This window comes from Streptomyces sp. NPDC034043 (assembly GCF_055575675.1).
Map to the genome: position 1 here is coordinate 38427 of NZ_JBVISF010000015.1, position 17052 is coordinate 55478.

The 17052-nt window shown below is 74.7% G+C and carries 15 protein-coding genes; 7 read left to right on the top strand and 8 right to left on the bottom strand.

Annotated features, from left to right (window positions below; genetic code table 11):
• Positions 1–362: 362 nt before the first annotated feature.
• Positions 363–1562: a thiolase C-terminal domain-containing protein gene (locus tag ACZ51S_RS28695; RefSeq protein WP_468477116.1), complete on the bottom strand. Its 1200-nt coding sequence runs from the start codon at positions 1560–1562 to the stop codon at positions 363–365.
• A 286-nt stretch (positions 1563–1848) separates the two neighbouring features.
• Between ACZ51S_RS28695 and ACZ51S_RS28700 the strand changes: the two genes are divergently transcribed.
• Together ACZ51S_RS28700 and ACZ51S_RS28705 are read left to right on the top strand one after the other, a co-directional pair.
• Complete coding sequence (locus ACZ51S_RS28700) at positions 1849–3039, top strand: acyl-CoA dehydrogenase family protein (RefSeq protein WP_468803629.1); 1191 nt, start codon at positions 1849–1851, stop codon at positions 3037–3039.
• Positions 3039–3512 carry a nitroreductase family deazaflavin-dependent oxidoreductase gene (locus ACZ51S_RS28705; protein ID WP_468477114.1) on the top strand — a complete coding sequence of 158 codons (474 nt, stop codon included), beginning with the start codon at positions 3039–3041 and terminating at the stop codon, positions 3510–3512. The genes ACZ51S_RS28700 and ACZ51S_RS28705 overlap by 1 nt, the downstream gene beginning before the upstream one ends.
• A gap of 84 nt (positions 3513–3596) precedes the next feature.
• On the opposite strand, the gene ACZ51S_RS28710 is transcribed toward ACZ51S_RS28705, so the two are convergent.
• Positions 3597–4244 (bottom strand): TetR family transcriptional regulator, encoded by a 648-nt coding sequence (locus tag ACZ51S_RS28710; protein WP_388943060.1) that lies wholly within the window; start codon positions 4242–4244, stop codon positions 3597–3599.
• 383 nt (positions 4245–4627) lie between these two features.
• Between ACZ51S_RS28710 and ACZ51S_RS28715 the strand changes: the two genes are divergently transcribed.
• The 3 genes from ACZ51S_RS28715 to ACZ51S_RS28725 all read left to right on the top strand — a co-directional run bounded on the left by ACZ51S_RS28715 (position 4628) and on the right by ACZ51S_RS28725 (position 8685).
• Positions 4628–5461 (top strand): VOC family protein, encoded by an 834-nt coding sequence (locus tag ACZ51S_RS28715; protein ID WP_388943063.1) that lies wholly within the window; start codon positions 4628–4630, stop codon positions 5459–5461.
• A gap of 95 nt (positions 5462–5556) precedes the next feature.
• The gene (gene afsK, locus ACZ51S_RS28720) at positions 5557–7974 is read left to right on the top strand and encodes a protein serine/threonine kinase AfsK (RefSeq protein ID WP_468962400.1); all 2418 of its coding nucleotides are present in this window, start codon (positions 5557–5559) and stop codon (positions 7972–7974) included.
• 213 nt (positions 7975–8187) lie between these two features.
• Positions 8188–8685 (top strand): peptidylprolyl isomerase, encoded by a 498-nt coding sequence (locus tag ACZ51S_RS28725; RefSeq protein WP_468477112.1) that lies wholly within the window; start codon positions 8188–8190, stop codon positions 8683–8685.
• A gap of 58 nt (positions 8686–8743) precedes the next feature.
• Here ACZ51S_RS28725 and ACZ51S_RS28730 read toward each other — a convergent pair whose 3' ends face one another.
• The 5 genes from ACZ51S_RS28730 to ACZ51S_RS28750 all read right to left on the bottom strand — a co-directional run bounded on the left by ACZ51S_RS28730 (position 8744) and on the right by ACZ51S_RS28750 (position 12401).
• Positions 8744–9220 (bottom strand): hypothetical protein, encoded by a 477-nt coding sequence (locus ACZ51S_RS28730; protein ID WP_468477111.1) that lies wholly within the window; start codon positions 9218–9220, stop codon positions 8744–8746.
• Between the two features lie 72 nt (positions 9221–9292).
• Complete coding sequence (locus ACZ51S_RS28735; protein ID WP_468477110.1) at positions 9293–9736, bottom strand: SRPBCC family protein; 444 nt, start codon at positions 9734–9736, stop codon at positions 9293–9295.
• Positions 9737–9989: 253 nt separating this feature from the next.
• A complete protein-coding gene (locus ACZ51S_RS28740) occupies positions 9990–10766 on the bottom strand; it encodes an enoyl-CoA hydratase/isomerase family protein (protein ID WP_468477109.1) in 777 nt (258 codons plus the stop codon).
• Positions 10763–11239: a Zn-ribbon domain-containing OB-fold protein gene (locus tag ACZ51S_RS28745; protein ID WP_468477108.1), complete on the bottom strand. Its 477-nt coding sequence runs from the start codon at positions 11237–11239 to the stop codon at positions 10763–10765. The genes ACZ51S_RS28740 and ACZ51S_RS28745 overlap by 4 nt, the downstream gene beginning before the upstream one ends.
• Positions 11240–11249: 10 nt before the next feature.
• On the bottom strand, positions 11250–12401 hold the full coding sequence (locus ACZ51S_RS28750) for a lipid-transfer protein (protein ID WP_468477107.1): 1152 nt from the start codon (positions 12399–12401) through the stop codon (positions 11250–11252).
• A 92-nt stretch (positions 12402–12493) separates the two neighbouring features.
• Here ACZ51S_RS28750 and ACZ51S_RS28755 point away from each other — a divergent pair, with 92 nt between their 5' ends.
• Together ACZ51S_RS28755 and ACZ51S_RS28760 are read left to right on the top strand one after the other, a co-directional pair.
• Entirely contained in the window at positions 12494–14185 is a 1692-nt protein-coding gene (locus ACZ51S_RS28755) for a FadD3 family acyl-CoA ligase (RefSeq protein WP_468477106.1), read from the top strand.
• A gap of 120 nt (positions 14186–14305) precedes the next feature.
• Positions 14306–16243 (top strand): exo-alpha-sialidase, encoded by a 1938-nt coding sequence (locus tag ACZ51S_RS28760; RefSeq protein ID WP_468962402.1) that lies wholly within the window; start codon positions 14306–14308, stop codon positions 16241–16243.
• A 6-nt stretch (positions 16244–16249) separates the two neighbouring features.
• On the opposite strand, the gene ACZ51S_RS28765 is transcribed toward ACZ51S_RS28760, so the two are convergent.
• Positions 16250–16981 (bottom strand): class I SAM-dependent DNA methyltransferase, encoded by a 732-nt coding sequence (locus tag ACZ51S_RS28765; RefSeq protein WP_468477104.1) that lies wholly within the window; start codon positions 16979–16981, stop codon positions 16250–16252.
• Between the last annotated feature and the right edge of the window lie 71 nt (positions 16982–17052).

The following is a 17052-nucleotide window of genomic DNA, read 5'->3' on the forward strand; positions in this document are numbered from 1 at the left end:
ATCAGCCCCGGACGGCCGTCGGACGCTATGCCATGAGGAGCACGTAGCGATCTGACGCGCGGGGGTGGACCGCCGAGGGGCTTTGGGGACCGGATCCGGGAGCAGGCCGACGCCCGGCCCCTCGTCTCGTCACTGAGGGACCCGCCCCTCCCATTCCTGCCCCGTGACCGTTCTTTTGGGGGGCTCCCGGCAGTCCTTGTCTTTCCGGGGCGGGACGGTCGGTCAAGGGTGGCCGTAGGCCATCGCGTAGCGACGCGACGAAGGAGCGCCCTTGAGGGACCGGCACGAACCGGAAGGACGATGGGACTGACGGGAACCCCCCAAACCGGCTGTGATGCCGGCCGGGGTGGTGCGGGCGGTCGCTACCCCCGGCCCAGGAGCACCGTTGCCGATGAGCAGAACCAGCCTCCCGTGCCCGACGCCAGGGCCACCTCCGGGAGGCGGCCGCCGGGCTTGGTGACCTGGCCCGGGCCCGCTTCGCCGCGGAGTTGGCGGACGGCTTCGACCAGGAGGAAGAGGCCGCGCATGCCCGGGTGGCAGGCGGAGAGGCCGCCGCCGTCGGTGTTGACCGGGAGTTCGCCGTCGCGGAGCAGGCGGCCCTTGTCGACGAAGGCTCCGCCTTCGCCCTTGGCGCAGAAGCCGAGGTCCTCCAGCGTCACCAGGGTCATGTACGTGAAGGCGTCGTAGATCTCCGCGAGGTCCACGTCCGCCGGGGTGAGGCCCGCGTCGGCGAAGGCCCGGCGGCCCGAGACGGCCGCCGGGGAGACGGTGAAGTCCTCCCACTGCGACATGGTGGTGTGGGAGACGGACGTGCCCGTGCCCAGGATCCAGACCGGGGCCTTGGCGGTGTCGGGGACGTAGTCCTCCGCCGCCAGCAGCACCGCGCAGCCGCCGTCCGAGCGGATGCAGCAGTGGAGCTTGGTGAAGGGGTCCGCGATCGGTTCGGACGTCAGGACGTCCTCCACCGTGATGGGGTCCCGGAACATCGCGTCGGGGTTCGCCGCCGCGTTCGCGCGGGCCTGGACGGCCACCGATGCCAGCTGCTCCAGCGTCGTCCCGTACTCGTGCATGTGCCGCCGCGCGGCCATCGCGTACTTGGCGACCAGTGTGTGTCCGTACGGCACCTCGAACTGCAGCGGCCCCCGTGCCCCGAACGACAGGTTCGAGGTGCGGCGGCGGGCCTTGATGTCGGCGCGGGCCGTGGAGCCGTAGACCAGCAGGACGGCGTTGGCGTGGCCGGCGGCGATGGCGTCGGCGGCGTGGGCCGCCATGACCTCCCACGTGGAGCCGCCGACGGAGGTCGAGTCGACCCAGGTGGGCCGCAGCCCGAGGTACTCGGCCACCTCGGCCGGGGCGAGGACGCCGAGCCCCGCCGAGGCGAAGCCGTCGATGACGGAGCGGTCGAGGCCGGAGTCGGCGAGGGCGCGGCGGGCGGCCTGCGCGTGCAGGGCGTAGGGGGTCGGGCCGTCCACCCGGCCGCAGTCGGAGAGGGCGACGCCGACCACCGCGACCCGGCGGCGGGACGGGGAGGGGGGCACGGGTGCAGACAGGGGTCCAGGCATGGAGGGACGGTACATCTGACGGGTCGTCAGATGCTAGACCGGGAGCGCCCCGGCCGGGGGTGCGGGCCGGGGCGCGGAACCCGGGGTCGGGCTGGCCCTCCGGGCCGCCCCCAGGCCGCCCCCCGGGGCGGCGACCCCCGCCCCCCAGGGCGGCGACCTCCGCCCCCCAGGGCGTCGGCCCCCGCCCCTCAGGCCGCCTCCCGCAAACCCCCCGCCCCGCCCCCTGGGCTTCTCGCCCCCGCCGCCCTAACATGACGCCCCGTCAGATACGGGGAGGAGCCCGACGATGGATGCCGCCTTCACCGCGGAGCAGGACGAGATGCGCCGTACCCTGCGCGAGGTCCTGGGCAAGCGCTGCGGCCCGGACGAGGTCAAAGCCGCCGTCCGGACCGCCGCGGGGCACGACCGCGAGCTGTGGCAGGAGCTCTCCCGCCGGCTCGGGCTGCCCGGCCTCGCCGTCGCCGAGGAGTACGGCGGCGTCGGCTGTCCCCCGGGCGACCTCGCGCTGGCCTGCGAGGAGACCGGGCGGGCACTGCTGCCCTCGCCGCTGCTGGCCACCGCCGTCCTCGCCGTCCCGCTGGTCGCCGCCCTCGGCACCCCCGGGCAGCGCTCCGCCCTGCTGCCGTCGCTGGCCGCCGGGGAGCTGACGGCCGCCCTCGCCGTGCCCGGCCCCGTCCTGGCCGCCGCCCTCGCCCTGACCGGCGACAACACCCCGGGCGACTGGGCGGGCGGGGGCCGCGCCGGTGGGGTCCAGGCGCGCCGCGCCGAGGACGGCTGGCGGCTGTACGGGGAGGTGCCGCAGGTGCTCGACGGGCACAGCGCCGGCCTGCTCGTCGTCGCCGCGCACACCGGCGGCTTCGCCCGGAGCCGGATCCTGCTGTTCCTCGTACGGGAGGGCGCGCCCGGCCTCGTACGGGACCGGCAGACCGCCCTCGACGAGACCCGCCCCCAGGCCCGCGTCCAACTACGGGACGTGCCGGCGGAGTCGCTGGGCGCCGAGACCGGCGCCGGTGTGCTCCCCGCCCTGGCCGCCGTCGGCCGGGGGGCGGCCGCCGTCCTCGCCGCCGAGGCGGTCGGGGCGGCCGACCGGGCGCTGTCGCGCACCGTGGAGTACGTGCGCCGGCGCGAGCAGTTCGGCCGGGCCGTCGGTTCCTTCCAGGCGGTCAAGCACCGCCTCGCCGACCTCTACGTACAGGTCCAGGCGGCGCGCTCGGCCGCCTACTACGCCGCCTGGGACCAGGACCAGGGCGGCCTCGCCCTCGCGCAGGCGCTGGAGGCGCTGCGCACCACCGCCGGCGAGGCGATCCAGCTGCACGGGGGCATCGGATTCACCTGGGAGCACGACGCCCACCTCTACTTCAAGCGGGCGGCCGCCGACGAGCTGCTCTTCGGTCCCGTCCACAGCCTCCGCGCGCACGCCGCGCACCACGCGGGCCTCTTCGGACCGTCCGTGACCCCGGAGAGGGTGGCCGTCTGATGGCTCTCGGCGTCAAGCTGATGCAGAAGGTCTCCTCGACCCTCCTCTTCGCCAGGATCGCGCCCCGCTTCATCCCCGCCCTGGACAAGGCCGTGCACCGGCTGACCCGGGGAAAGGTGCTGCTCAGCGCCCGGATGCTGCCGGGGGTGGTGCTCACCGCCAAGGGTGCGAGGACGGGTGAGCCGCGCACCACACCGCTCGCGTGCATGCCGGAGGACGGAGGCGTGAGCTGGCTGCTGATCGGCTCCAACTTCGGCCGCCCCGGTCACCCGGCCTGGACCGGGAACCTGCTCAAGCACCCCGACGCGGACGTGAGCTGGCAGGGGCGGGACATCGCCGTACGGGCCCGGCTGCTGGAGGGGGCCGAGCGGGCGGCGGCGTGGCAGGAGGTGCTGAGGTTCTGGCCGCCGTACGCGACGTACCAGGCGCGCGTCGAGCGCGAGATCAGACTGTTCCGCCTGGAGCGGCGCTGATCACGGGCCGCCCGGCAGGGCGCCCCGACGCGGCCGCGCGGTGGCGGGGGGAACCGGGCGGCGGACCCTCCAGGGGGTCCGCCGTCACCTGGTCGGCTTCTTGCCGGTGATGCCCAGGTGGACGAGCAGGGCGAGGTTCGGCTTGAGCTCGGCCTGCTTGACGCCCCAGGTCTGGAAGCCCTTCTGGTGCGAGGCGACCGCGGCCAGCATCGCGACGAGCGAGCCCGCCATCGCCGCCGGGCTGAGGTCCTTGTCGACCTTGCCCTTGGCCTGGAGCTCCTTCATCGACTCCGTGAGGGAGTTGGTGACGGAGTTCAGGATCTTCATGCGGATCTTGTAGAACCGCTTGTCGCCCTCGGCGGCGCCGAGGTCGACGACCCGCAGGATCGCGTCGTTGCGCCGCCAGAACTCCAGGAATCCCTCGACGAGTTCCTCGGCGGCGGCCCAGCCGGCCTTGCCGACCCAGTTGCGGCCCTCGACGAGCGCCGTCAACTGCGCGCCCTCCGTGGCCATGTGCTCGGCGATCTCCAGGACGGCACCCTCGACGTCCGGGAAGTACTGGTAGAAGGTCGCGGGGGAGGTGCCGGCCTTGCGCGCGACGTCGATCACCTTGACGTCGCGGTACGGCGAGGAGCTGAGCATCTCGCTGAGGCAGTCGAGCAGCTTCTGCCGCGTCGCCTGGCCGCGCCGGCCGGCGACACGCCCGTCGACGGTGCGTACTTGTCCTGTCATGCCGTCAGCTTACCGAGGGGGGATCGGCGCGCTATTCGGCCGCCTGCAAATGGGGTTACGAGGCCGCCGACCAGCCCGGGAGCCGCCCGTGCGCGGCCGCGGGGGGCGGATTCCGGCCGCACCGCCCGCGAAGCCCGGGGCGGGACCACGGCACCCGGGGGACCCCCTCCGTACCGGGTGGTATCCCCCGAATAGTCTTATCAACAGGCTGTGGACAAGTTTTCGGGCGGACCATGGCCAAGAGGGATGAAACATCCTCTGTCCGGACAACCACGCTCCAATCGACCCGACCCGCCCGGAGACCGCCCGAACCGCACGCCGACCGGTCCGACGCCCGCCCCCGCCCCACCCGCACGCCCCGTACGACGGAAGGAACCCGCCCCATGGCCGCAGCCGCATTCGCGGAAGGCTCGCCCTGCTGGGTCGACGCCTCGCTCCCGGACGTCGAGGCGGGCAAGCGCTTCTACGGCGAGCTCTTCGGGTGGACCTTCGCCGGCAGCGCCGGAGCCGAGTACGGCCACTACACCCAGGCCTACAGCCGCGGCCGGAACGTCGCCGCCCTCGCCCCCAAGCCGGACGGCCGCATGCCCACCGTCTGGGGCGTCTACCTGTACACCTCCGACGCCTACGCCTGCGCGGCCCGCATCCGCGCCGCGGGCGGCCAGATGGTGATGGACCCGCAGCCCGTCGGCCCCTACGGCACCGCCGCCATGGCCGCCGACCCCGGCGGTGCCGTCTTCGGCCTCTGGCAGCCCGGCACCCACCACGGCTTCGACGCCCAGGACGAACCCAACACGTACTGCTGGGCGGAGGTCTACACGCGCGCCCGCGACGCCGTCGACGTCTTCTACGCCAACGTCTTCGGCTACGTCCCGCAGGACCAGGACGACTCCGGGACCGGCGTCGAGTACCGCCTCTGGTCCCCGCCCGGCAGCGCGCCCGGCCCCGACACCGCCGTCCTCGGGCGCAGCCTGATCACCGACGCCTTCCCGGAGATCATGCCGGCGCACTTCCTCGTCTACTTCGCCGTCCCCGACTGCGACCGCGCCGTCGCCACCGTGCAGCGGATCGGCGGGCGCGTCACCGCCGATCCGTTCGACACGCCGTACGGGCGCATCGCGGTCGTCGCGGACAATCAAGGGGCCGTCTTCGCGCTCCTGTCGGAGCCGCGCGCGAACGCGCACCCGGAGCCGGGGCCGGACCAGGCGCGGGCCTGACAGAATCGGGTCGTACCCGTGCGCGGGCCGCTGTCAGGCGCGCGCGGGTGGAAGCGGGTCCGGCAGGGGCCCGTACGGGGAGGTAGTGGAGGCGAGTGGTGGAGCAGCTGACGCAGCACGACCCGAGACGGATCGGCCCCTTCGAGGTGCTGGGACGGCTCGGCGCCGGCGGCATGGGGCTGGTCTACCTCGCACGGTCGGCGTCCGGACGCCGGGTGGCGATCAAGACGGTGCGGACGGAGCTCGCCGAGGACCAGCTGTTCCGGGTGCGGTTCACCAGGGAGGTGGAGGCGGCGCGCGCCGTCTCCGGCTTCTACACGGCGGCGGTCGTCGACGCCGACCCGCGGGCGGCCGTGCCGTGGCTGGCGACCGCGTACGTCCCGGCGCCCTCGCTGGAGGAGATCGTCAACGAGTGCGGGCCCATGCCCGCCCGGGCCGTACGGTGGCTCGCGGCCGGCATCGCCGAGGCCCTGCAGTCCATCCACGGCGCGGGGCTGGTCCACCGCGACCTGAAGCCGTCCAACGTGCTCGTCGTCGAGGACGGCCCCCGCGTCATCGACTTCGGCATCGCGAGCGGGGTGTCCAACACCCGGCTGACGATGACGAACGTCGCCGTCGGCACCCCGGCCTACATGTCGCCCGAGCAGGCGAAGGACTCGCGCGGCGTCAAGGGCGCCAGCGACGTCTTCTCGCTCGGCTCGACCCTCGTCTTCGCCGCGACCGGGCACCCGCCGTACCACGGGGCGAACCCGGTCGAGACGGTGTTCATGCTGCTGCGCGAGGGCCCCAACCTGGAGGGGCTGCCGGACGAGCTGCGGCCGCTGATCGACTCCTGCATGCAGATGGACGCCACGCGGCGCCCGACCCCCGCCGACCTCCAGGCGCAGCTCGCCCCGCACCTGTTCGACGGCGGCGACGACAGCGGGACGGCCTCCGCGTGGCTCCCCGAGCGGGCCGTCGCGATGATCGAGGCCCGCCGCGCGGGCAACCGTACGGGGACCACCCCGCCCCCCGTGGCCTCCCAGGCGCCGCCCGCCGGTCCCACGCACCGCCGGCCCCCGCGCGGCGCCGCCGAACCGTGGGCGGACCCCCGCACCGGGCAGGCCGCGCCGCCGCGCCCGGACCGGCCGCCGCTGACCCCGCCCCCGGTGCCCGGGCCCGCCCCGGTGCCGGTGTCCTCGATGCCCGGCATGCCGGTGCTGCTCGGCGGTTCGCCGGTGCCGATCGGGCCCGGCCCGCGCGCGACGGCCTCCGCCCCTGCGGGGCACGCCGCCGCGGACTCGGCGACGGGCTGGGTGCGCCCGCCGGCCGGCGTCTCCGCGTCCGCCGCGGCCCCGCCGGCCACCCCGTCCGTGCCGGCTCCCGGACCGTCCCCGGACAGCGGCCGCTGGCGGCCGTGGCGCTTCCGCATGTCCAACGAGGTCTGGGGCACCCCGACCGTCGCGGGCGACCTGCTGTACGTGACCTCCTTCGAGGTGCACGCCCTGGACGTCGGCAGCGGCCGGCGCCAGTTCAAGACCCGGGACGTCGCCTGGTCCATGGCCGTCGCCGACGGCCGCATCCACGCCTCCGACGGCCCCTCCCTCTTCGCCCTCGACGCCAAGGACGGCTCCGAGCGGTGGCGGGTGAACGCCGACGCCTGGGTGTACGCGCTGCGCGCCGAGCGGGGCACCGTCATCACCGCCACGCGCGGCGGCGGCGTCCAGGGCTGGGAGGCGTCCAACGGCCAGAAGCTGTGGGAGCTGAGCGGCGCCCAGTCCGACTTCGAGACCCCCGAGGCGGCCCCCGTCCTCCACGAGGGCACCGTCTACGTGTGGCAGGACGCCCGGCTGCGCGCGCTGGACGCCCGCTCCGGCCAGGAGGCCTGGTCGTACCCGGTCGGCGACGCGGCATCCTGCGGCAACGTCCCGGTCCGCGTCACCCCAGCCCCCGACGGCAACGTCTACGTCGCGGCCGGCACCCGCGTGCTGTCCGTCGACCGCGCCTCGGGCCGGGTCCGCTGGCACTTCGAGGCCCCCGCGGTCTTCCTGGCCCCGCCCGCGTTCGCGCCCGGGCCGGCGGTCACGGGCGGCGGCGTCTACCTCGCCGACTACCTGGGCACCGTGTACGCCCTGGACGCGGCCACCGGCAAGGACCGCTGGCGCATCGCAACCGAGCCGCGCCCGGCGGCGGACCCGGTCCTGGTGGCGAACGGCAGCGTCCACCTGGGCGCGGGCAGCGCCCTGTACACGCTGGACGCGGTCACCGGCACCCCGAAGTGGCGGTTCGCGGCGGGCGGCGAGATCACCGGCCCCCCGGTGGTCGCGGACGGCCGGGTCCACTTCGGCTCCGCCGACCACTGCCTCTACACCCTGGACGCGGCGGGCGGGCAGCTCCGCTGGAAGCTGGCCACGGGCGGCGAGATCACCGGCGCCCCCGTGGCGGAGGCGGGCGTGGTCTACGCATGCAGCAAGGACCGCTGCGTCTACGCCCTGGACGCCGCCAAGGGCACGGGCACCCGCACGGGCGCCTGACGCGGACCCAGCCCCCCCGGCCCTGCCGGCGCGGGGGCGCGGGGGCGCGCGGCCGCGCCGGGGACGGCCCGGCGGGCCCGCGGGCGCCCCCGCCGCGACGACACGCCGATGGCATATGTCCGTACGTCGCCCGAGCGGCGCGGCGACGCGCCACGAAGGCCGTCGGTGGACCCTCGGGTCGCGTTCCGCACCGGGAGTGACAGGATGGGACCCATGAGCAACGTTTACTTCGACATCAGCATCGACGGCGCCCCCGCCGGCCGCATCGTCTTCAGCCTCTTCGACAAGGTCGTCCCGAAGACCGCCCAGAACTTCCGCGAGCTCGCCACCGGCCAGCACGGCTTCGGCTACGCGGGCTCGCCGTTCCACCGCGTCATCCCGCAGTTCATGCTCCAGGGCGGTGACTTCACCAACCAGAACGGCACCGGTGGCAAGAGCATCTACGGCGCGAAGTTCGAGGACGAGAACTTCGACCTGAAGCACGACCGCCCGTACCTGCTGTCGATGGCGAACGCCGGCCGCAACACCAACGGCTCGCAGTTCTTCATCACCACCGTCGTCACCCCGTGGCTCGACGGCAAGCACGTCGTCTTCGGCGAGGTCGTCGAGGGCCAGGAAGTGGTCGACGCCATCGAGAAGCTGGGCACCCCCTCGGGCGCCACCCGCGGCAAGATCGAGATCGCCGCCTCCGGCGTCGTCGACGCCGCCTGATCCACCGCACGTGCCGGTCGGCCCCGCTCCCCCTCCGGGGTGCGGGGCCGCCGCCGTCTCAGGGCTCCCCCGGCTCCGGGGCCGTCGTATCGCGCGGCAGTTCGCGGCGGCGGCGGCGGGGGCGGCCGCGCATGACCGCCGCGGCGAGCAGGAGCAGGGCGCCCGCGCCGAACGCGTTGGCCACCCCGTCGCCGAGGCCCGTGCCCTCGACGCCGACCGACAGGCCCCCGGCCGCCTGGCCCTGCCGGACCATCCAGAGCACCGCGAAGCCGAGGACGACGACCCCGGCGACCGCCATCAGCAGCCGCGAGCGCCGTACGACCGCCAGCAGCGCGAGCACCGCCGCGCACAGGCAGGGCAGCAGCAGCGAGCCGAACGGCGCGGCCCCGTCGTCGGTGATGCCGGAGCCGGAGAAGAGCTCCTCGAGGCGGTAGTCCCGTCCGGGACGGCCGTCGTACCAGGCGCGGAAAGTGCTCCAGACGGCGGCGATCGCCCCGATCAGGGCCATGAGCGAGCCGGCTGCGTTGCGGATCATGCCCGTCCCTCCGGGGTAGCGGTCATGATCCCGACGCTACGTCCGCGGTCTGGGGGCCGCACGCCGGGCGGGTCAGGACGGGGTGCGGGCCGATTCCACGTGGGCGCGCAGGGCGTCGTTCATCGCGGTGAGGTCGCGGGCCGTGCCCGCCAGCAGCTTGCCGAGCAAGGGGACCAGCAGCCCCCGGTAGCGCTCCCCGTGCTCCAGCCGGGTGGTGCGGTCCGGGCCCTCGGCCAGGCGCAGGAAGTGTTCGGCGTCGAAGAGGCCGCGCAGGAGGAAGGGCCCGCCCCAGCGCAGCTCCCTGCCGGGGACGGCCACCAGCACGGTCGGCCGGGACGCCGTCGGCCTCCCCGACCGCGGGTACGCCCTCAGGGCCAGCCGTTCCCCGGGTACCGCCTCCCCGGCGGCCTCCCGGATGAACGGGTTCCAGGTGCGGTAGCGGGGGAAGTCGGCGAGGACCGCCCAGACCTGCCGGGGGGTCGCGTCGATGGTGATCTCGGTGGAGATGGTGCGCACTGGTGCCGTGCTCCTCAAGGGTGGTTCGCTGGCACCGAAGGGACGCGGAGGGGTGCGGCGGCCGCCGGGTTCGGTGCTCGGGATGCAACCACGGATTCCGTCGGCGGAGCGCGGGCAGGGGGGCGTCTTCGCTGGTGGCGCAGAGAATGGAGGAGGGCGTTCCGGGTGTGGGGTGGTGAATGCCGACACGTCGGACGGCCGGGGCCCGCCCGTCAGCGCAGCCGGAACCCGCGCCCCGCCCGCGCGGCGCCCGTCATCGCAGCCGGAACCCCGCGCCCCGCCCGCGCCGCGCGAACAGCTCCGCCTGCCGTTCCGGCGGCAGGTTCCCCAGCGCGATCAGCGCCGGCGCCTGGTCCAGGGCCTGCTGGAGCGCGGCCCGCTTCGCCGACCACAGGGCCCGCACGGTGCCCTGTACGCCCTCCGCCGGGAACCCGGCGAGGGTCCGCGCCGAGCGCAGCGCCGCCTCCAGCAGTTCCCCGGGTTCCGCCAGCTCCGAGACCAGCCCGATCTCGTACGCCCGCCGCGCGGAGAGGCGTTCAGCGGTGCCCATCAGGGACATCCGGGCCGCCTCGCCGAAGGGCATCCGCTGCGCCATGTACACGGCCTCGTAGGCGCTGACCATCCCGTACGAGGTGTGCGGGTCGAAGTAGGTGGCGCTCGTGGAGGAGACGATGAACTCCGCCTCGCCCAGCAGGTAGAACGCCCCGCCGCAGGCCATGCCGTTGACGGCGGCGATCACCGGTTTCCACAGGTCGTTGGCCTTCGGCCCGATCGCGATCAGCGGGTCGTCGGCCGAGTACGGGGACCGCGGCTGCGGCACCTCCACGGACCGGTCGATCCCCGTGCAGAAGGCGGCGGTGCCCGCGCCGGTCAGCACCACCGCCCGCACGTCCGCGTCGAAGCGCAGCTCCCGCCACACCCGGGCCAGCGCGGCGGCCGTCTCCAGGTCGATCGCGTTGTGCCGGTGCTCCCGGTCCAGGGTGACGACCGCGACCCCGGCGGCCCCGTCCCGTTCCACGCGCGGGGTCACGCCTTCTCCAGGATCCAGCGCGGCACGCTCATCCCGCCGGTCTCGGTGAAGGCCACCTGCACCCGGGCGCCGATGCGCAGCCGGGCCGGGTCCACGGAGTTCAGCGGGGCGTCGGCCGAGGCGACCAGGTTCCCGGCCAGCCGGATCCCCGGCGCGTCCGCCAGCTCCACGAGGATGACGTTGTACGGGGCCTGCGCGGCGTACGCGGGCAGCAGCGGCGGGTGCGGCCGTACGTAGGACCAGATCCGGCCCCGGCCGCTCATCGGACGCCACTCGCCGTCGAAGGACCGGCAGTGCGGGCAGCAGGGCCGGGGCGGGAAGCGCAGCCGGCCGCAGGCGGCGCAGGCCTGGACGCGGAGTTCGCCCCGGGCGGCGTACTCCCAGAAGGGGGCGCCGTCCTCGTCGGGGACGGGCAGCAGGAGGGACTCTTCGGCGGGGGACTCTCCGGCAGGGGACTCTTCGGCAGTGGTCATCGTCGGTTCCTCACGCGCGCAGCAGGATCGCGGACGTCGGGACTCCCTCGCCCGCCGTCACCAGGCAGGTGGCGGCGTCCGGCACCTGCGCGGTGGAGGTGCCGCGCAGCTGCTTGACGCCCTCGTTGATCAGGTTGAAGCCGTGGACGTAGGCCTCGCTCAGCCCGCCGCCGCCGGTGTTGACCGGCAGCCGGCCGCCGGTCTCCAGGGCCCCGCCCTCGGTGAAGGCGGCGCCCTCGCCGCGCCCGCAGAAGCCGTAGCCCTCCAGGGAGAGCGGGATCAGGGGGGTGAAGGCGTCGTAGATCTGGGCGACGTCCACGTCCGCCGGGCCGAAGTCGGCCTGCTTCCACAGGTGGCGGGCGGCGGTCCAGGCGGGGCCGGACAGCGGGTCGTCGTTCCAGTAGTTGACCATCCCGTGGTGCTGGGCGGGCAGGCCCTGGGCGGCGGAGTGCACGTAGACGGGCTTCTGCCGGCAGTCCCGGGCGCGCTCGGCGGAGACGATCACGCAGGCGAGCGCGCCGTCCGTCTCCAGGCAGTTGTCGAAGAGGCAGAGCGGGTCGCTGATCATGCGGGAGGTCATGTACATCTCGCGGGTCAGCGGGCGTTCGTACATCATCGCGGCGGGGTTCTCGTTGGCCCGGTTGCGGCAGGCCATGGCGACGTTGAAGAGGTGGTCGCGGGTGGCCCCGTACTCGTGCATGTAGCGGCGCGCCAGCATGCCGATCTCGTCGGCGGGGCGCAGCAGTCCGAAGGGGCGGGTCCACTGGCCGGGGGTGGGCAGCTGGACGGCGGTGTTCTTCCAGGGTCTGGGGCCGCTGCCGCGTTTGCGCGAGCGCCAGGCGACGCCGACGGTGGCCTGGCCGGTGGCTATGGCGGCGGCGAGGTGGCCGACGGTGGCACAGGAACCGCCGCCGCCGTACCCGACCTTGGAGAAGAAGGTGACGTCGCCGGCGCCGATGGACTTGGCGACCTCGACCTCGTCGGTCTCCTCCATCGTGTAGGAGGCGAAGGCGTCGACCTCGGCGGGTGCGATGCCCGCGTCGGCGAGGGCCGCGAGGACGGCCCGGCAGGCCAGTTCCTTCTCGGACTGCGGCAGCCGTTTGGCGAAGGCGGTCTGGCCGATTCCGACGATTGCCGTAGCGTCCTTGAGCGTTGCCGCCATCGCCACCTCCGGGTGCACCAGTACTGACAGCCGCGAAGGCTACAGCTAATCTGACGGATAGTCAGCTACTGGGATCCAGGGAGGGCGGGCGGATGTACGAAGGCGCGGGCGCGAACGGCATCGAACGCGGATCCGGGCCGGGCACCGGCCCCACGGCCCCGGCCACCGGAACCGCGAGCCCCGACCCCCGGGGCGACCTGCGCTGGGGCACCGTCGCCGCCCTCGTGCGGGACGCCGCCGAGCGGTACGCGACCCGCGAAGCCGTCGTCGACGGACGAACCCGCATCGCCTACGCCGAGCTCGGCACCCGCGTCGAACGGGCCGCCGCGGCCTGTCTCGCCGCCGGCGTCCAGCCGGGGGACCGGGTCGCCGTCTGGGCGCCCAACGGCCTCGAGTGGATCGTCTCCGCCCTCGGCGCCGTCTCCGCGGGCGCGGTGCTCGTCCCCCTCAACACCCGCTTCAAGGGCGCCGAGGCCGCGTACGTCCTGCGTCGCAGCCGGGCCCGCCTGCTGTTCGTCACCGGCACCTTCCTCGGCACCTCCTACGTCGCCTCCCTGCGCCGCGCCACCACCGAAGGCCCCGGCACCGGACCCCTCCCCGGCCTGCCCCACCTCCAGCACGCGGTCGTCCTCGCCGGCGACGCCCCCGAGTCCTTCCGCACCTGGAAGGACTTCCTCGCCGGCGGCGACGCGGTACCCGCCCGGGCCGTCCGCGAACGCGCGGACGCCATTGGCCCCGACACCCCCTCCGACATCATCTTCACCTCCGGCACCACCGGCAGCCCCAAGGGCGCCGTCATCACCCACGCCCAGACCCTGCGCTGCTACGCCGTGTGGAGCGAGCTCGCCGGACTGCGCGAGGGCGACCGCTACCTCATCGTGAACCCCTTCTTCCACACCTTCGGCTACAAGGCCGGGATCATCGCCTGCCTGATGCGCGGCGCCACGATGGTCCCCCAGCCCGTCTTCGGCGTCGACACCGTCCTCGCCAACATCGCCGCCGAACGGATCTCCGTACTCCCCGGCCCGCCCACCCTCCACCAGTCCCTCCTCGACCACCCCCAGCGCGACCACCACGACCTGTCCGCCCTGCGCCTGGTCGTCACCGGCGCCGCCGTCGTCCCCCTCCGGCTCGTCGAACGGCTCCGCGCCGAACTGCGCATCGCCACCGTCCTCACCGCCTACGGGCTCTCCGAGGCCGGCGGCATCGTCACCATGTGCCGCCGCGACGACCCGGCCGAGACCGTCGCCGCCACCTCGGGGCGGGCCATCCCCGGCACCGAGGTACGCGTCACCGGCCCCGACGGCACCGCCCTCCCCGCCGGCACGCCCGGCGAGGTCCTCGTCCGCGGCCACCACGTCATGCGCGGCTACTTCGAGGACCCCGAGGGCACGGCCGCCGCCATCACCCCCGACGGCTGGCTGCGCACCGGCGACGTCGGCGTCCTCGACGCGGCGGGCAACCTGCGCATCACCGACCGGATCAAGGACATGTTCATCGTCGGCGGCTTCAACGCCTACCCCGCCGAGATCGAGCAACTCCTCGGCCTGCACCCCGACATCGCCGACGTCGCGGTCGTCGGCGTCCCCGACCCGCGGCTCGGCGAGGTCGGGAAGGCGTACGCGGTCCGCCGCCCCGGCTCCACCCTCACCGCCGACGACCTGATCGCCTGGTCCCGCCGGGAGATGGCCAACTACAAGGTCCCCCGGGAGGTGGAGTTCCTCCCCGCGCTCCCGCGCAACGCGAGCGGCAAGGTCCTCAAGACCGAGCTCAGGAAACGCTGACCGCGGCCACCGGGGCGGTACGACCGCCCCCCCCGGCCGCCGCGACCCGCCCGCCGCCGCCCCGACACGCCCCGGCCCGCCCTCGGCGGCCCTCCCCGCCACCCGCGTTAGCCTGCACGGGTGAGCTGGCAACAAGCAGGTGTTCGATTTCGCTGGGACGTCCGGATATGGGCCGGTGCCGCCGTCGTCGTCGCGCTGGTCCTCGCCGCCGTCGTCCTGCTGCCCGGCGCGCCCGCCGGAGGCGGCAGGCCGGCCGGCGGGCCCGGCGGCAAGAAGGCACCCGGGCTGACCGCCGCCGTCTCCGCACCCTTCAGCGCCTTCACCGAGGGCTACGACTGCTACCGCATCCCCACCCTCATCACCACCAAGGACGGCACCCTGCTGGCCATCGCCGAGGCCCGCACCGCGAGCTGCAACGACATCGGCGACATCGACATCGTCCTCAAGCGCTCCACCGACGAAGGCCGCACCTGGGGCCCCATGCAGGTCGTCCGCGGCGCCGGCGACCCCGGCGCCTACGGCAACCCCGTCCCCGTCGTCGACTCCGCCTCCGGACGCATCACCCTGCTCCACGCCTACAGCACCTGGACCCCCGACGCCGACGGCAACCGCGTACGCGGCCCCCGCGAACTGCGCCTGGCCCACAGCACCGACGACGGCGCCGGCTGGAGCACCGACCCCGCCCCGCAGCCCCAGCTCAAGGGCGCCGACTGGGCCTGGGTCTCCGTCGGCCCCGGCCACGGCATCCAGCTCACCCCGACCCGCCCCGACCGCCCCGGCCGGCTCGTCGTCAGCGCCGACTACCGCACCGAGTCCAACGAATCCGGCGCCCAGCTCCTCTACAGCGACGACGGCGGCCTCACCTGGCGGCCCGGAGCCCGCTGGGGCGCCCCCGAAGGCACCCCCGCCCCCAACGAGCCCGCCCTGACCCAGCTGCCCGACGGCCGGATCTACATCAACGCCCGCTCCACCGCCACCTGCGGCACCGACGACCACCGCGTCTCCGCGATCGTCGAGGACGCCGCCGCGCCCGCCGTCCCCGACCCCGGCTTCCTCCCCGTCACCGGCCTCCCGGCACCGCCCGCCTCCGGCTCCGTGCTCCAGCTCCCCGGCGGACCCCTGCTGCTGTCGGCGCCCAGCCGCCCCGGCGCAGAGTTCTCCGACCGCTGGACCCTGGCCGTGCGCACCTCGCAGGACGAGGGCCGCACCTGGTCCAAGGGCGGCGCCGTCGTCCTGCGGGAACGCGCCGGCTACTCCGACATGACGGTCCTGCCGGGCGGCCGGATCGGCATGCTCTACGAGACCGCCAACGGCACCCCGCACGGGTACATCAAGTTCACCGCGTTCGGCCCCCACGAGCTCCGGGCCGCCACCGAGGACCTGACCCCCCGCCACACCACCGACGCCACCCCCTTCCACCACCACGCCGTCGTGCACGGCGCCCCCAGGCTCGGCAACCGCCCCGACGGCGGGAAGGCCATGCGCTTCGACGGCAAGGACGACTTCCTCCGCCTGATCAACTGCCCCGACCAACTACGCCTCGGCGAAGGTGACTTCGCCGTCACCACCTGGGTCAAGTACAAGACCCGCGGCCAGGACGAGGAGAGCGGCCTGCGCCAGCCCCTCGTCTGGGGCTACGGCCAGGGCCCGGCCGCCCGGCAGTTCCGCATCGAGGCCGACCCCGCCACCGGCCGCCTCGAAGCCACCGTCAACGCCGGCACCGGCCCCGCCTCGGTCGCCACCCGCACCCGCGTGGACGACGACACCTGGCACCACGTCGTCCTCCAGCGCAAGGGCACCCGCCTCGAACTCTCCGTCGACGGCGCCCCGCCCGCGACCACCGCACTGACCCCCGACCAGATGGACTTCCGCCCCACCGGGGCCTTCACCATCCACCTCGGCACGCAGCCCGACTACAAGGCCTTCTACGCGGGCGCCCTGGACGACGTACGCGTCTACGGCCGCGCCCTGTCCACGAACGACGCGGCCCGCCTCCGCGCCGGCCACGACGTCACCGACCAGCAACGGGTCCACCTGCCCTTCGACCGCGTCTGGTGACGGACCCTAGGCGGTGGCCGCCTTGCGGGCCAGGAGGAGGCGCCAGTGCGGGGTGCCGTCCTCGCGGTGGCCGAAGTGCTCCAGCGGGACCGTTTCCACCGTGAAGCCGGCCGCCCTGAGGTCCGCGCGGACCGGGCCGAAGGGGAAGGTGCGGTAGTACATGACGAACGGCGGGCGCCACACCGCGTTGCGCACCCGCATCGCCGCGTCGAAGCCCGCCACCGCCCACCACAGCGGTGAGGTGAGCGGCACCGGGGCGGAGACGGGGAAGGCGAAGACGCCGCCCGGCCGCAGCGCGCGGTGCACCCCGGCGAAGAGGGCGGGCCGCTCGGCCGGCAGGAAGTGCCCGAAGGCCCCGAAGCTCACCGCGAGGTCGTACGCGTCCCCGAGCGCGTCCGGCAGCGCCAGCGCGTCGGCCCGTACGAGGTCCACGCCCTCGGGGTGCGCCCGCGCGGCCTGCGCCAGCATGCCCGCGCTGAGGTCGACCCCGGTGACCCGGTCCCGGCACAGCCGGCGCAGCATCCCCAGGCCGGCGCCGGTACCGCAGCAGACGTCCAGGCCCGAGCCGAAGGAGCCCTCCCGCGCGGCGAGGGTCTCCTCGACGGCGTCGAGCATCCGGTCGGGCGTGCGGAACGGGGTCCGGTCGAACTTGGGTGCGAGCAGGTCGTAGCCGCGCTCGACGGACGAAAGGGCCTGGACGGCCAGTTCGCGCAGGCTGGGGCCCTGAGAAGTGAACACGGTCACATCCTACGGCGGTGCCCCCGCCGTGCCCCCGCCGTGCCCCTGCCGTCCACCTGGCCCGCCCGGGC

Coding starts and splice junctions, on each gene's coding strand:
- ACZ51S_RS28695 (WP_468477116.1), bottom strand. CDS start 1,562: ATGCCTGGACCCCTGTCTGCACCCGTGCCCCCCTCCCCGTCCCGCCGC.
- ACZ51S_RS28700 (WP_468803629.1), top strand. CDS start 1,849: ATGGATGCCGCCTTCACCGCGGAGCAGGACGAGATGCGCCGTACCCTG.
- ACZ51S_RS28705 (WP_468477114.1), top strand. CDS start 3,039: ATGGCTCTCGGCGTCAAGCTGATGCAGAAGGTCTCCTCGACCCTCCTC.
- ACZ51S_RS28710 (WP_388943060.1), bottom strand. CDS start 4,244: ATGACAGGACAAGTACGCACCGTCGACGGGCGTGTCGCCGGCCGGCGC.
- ACZ51S_RS28715 (WP_388943063.1), top strand. CDS start 4,628: ATGGCCGCAGCCGCATTCGCGGAAGGCTCGCCCTGCTGGGTCGACGCC.
- ACZ51S_RS28725 (WP_468477112.1), top strand. CDS start 8,188: ATGAGCAACGTTTACTTCGACATCAGCATCGACGGCGCCCCCGCCGGC.
- ACZ51S_RS28730 (WP_468477111.1), bottom strand. CDS start 9,220: ATGATCCGCAACGCAGCCGGCTCGCTCATGGCCCTGATCGGGGCGATC.
- ACZ51S_RS28745 (WP_468477108.1), bottom strand. CDS start 11,239: ATGACCACTGCCGAAGAGTCCCCTGCCGGAGAGTCCCCCGCCGAAGAG.
- ACZ51S_RS28750 (WP_468477107.1), bottom strand. CDS start 12,401: ATGGCGGCAACGCTCAAGGACGCTACGGCAATCGTCGGAATCGGCCAG.
- ACZ51S_RS28755 (WP_468477106.1), top strand. CDS start 12,494: ATGTACGAAGGCGCGGGCGCGAACGGCATCGAACGCGGATCCGGGCCG.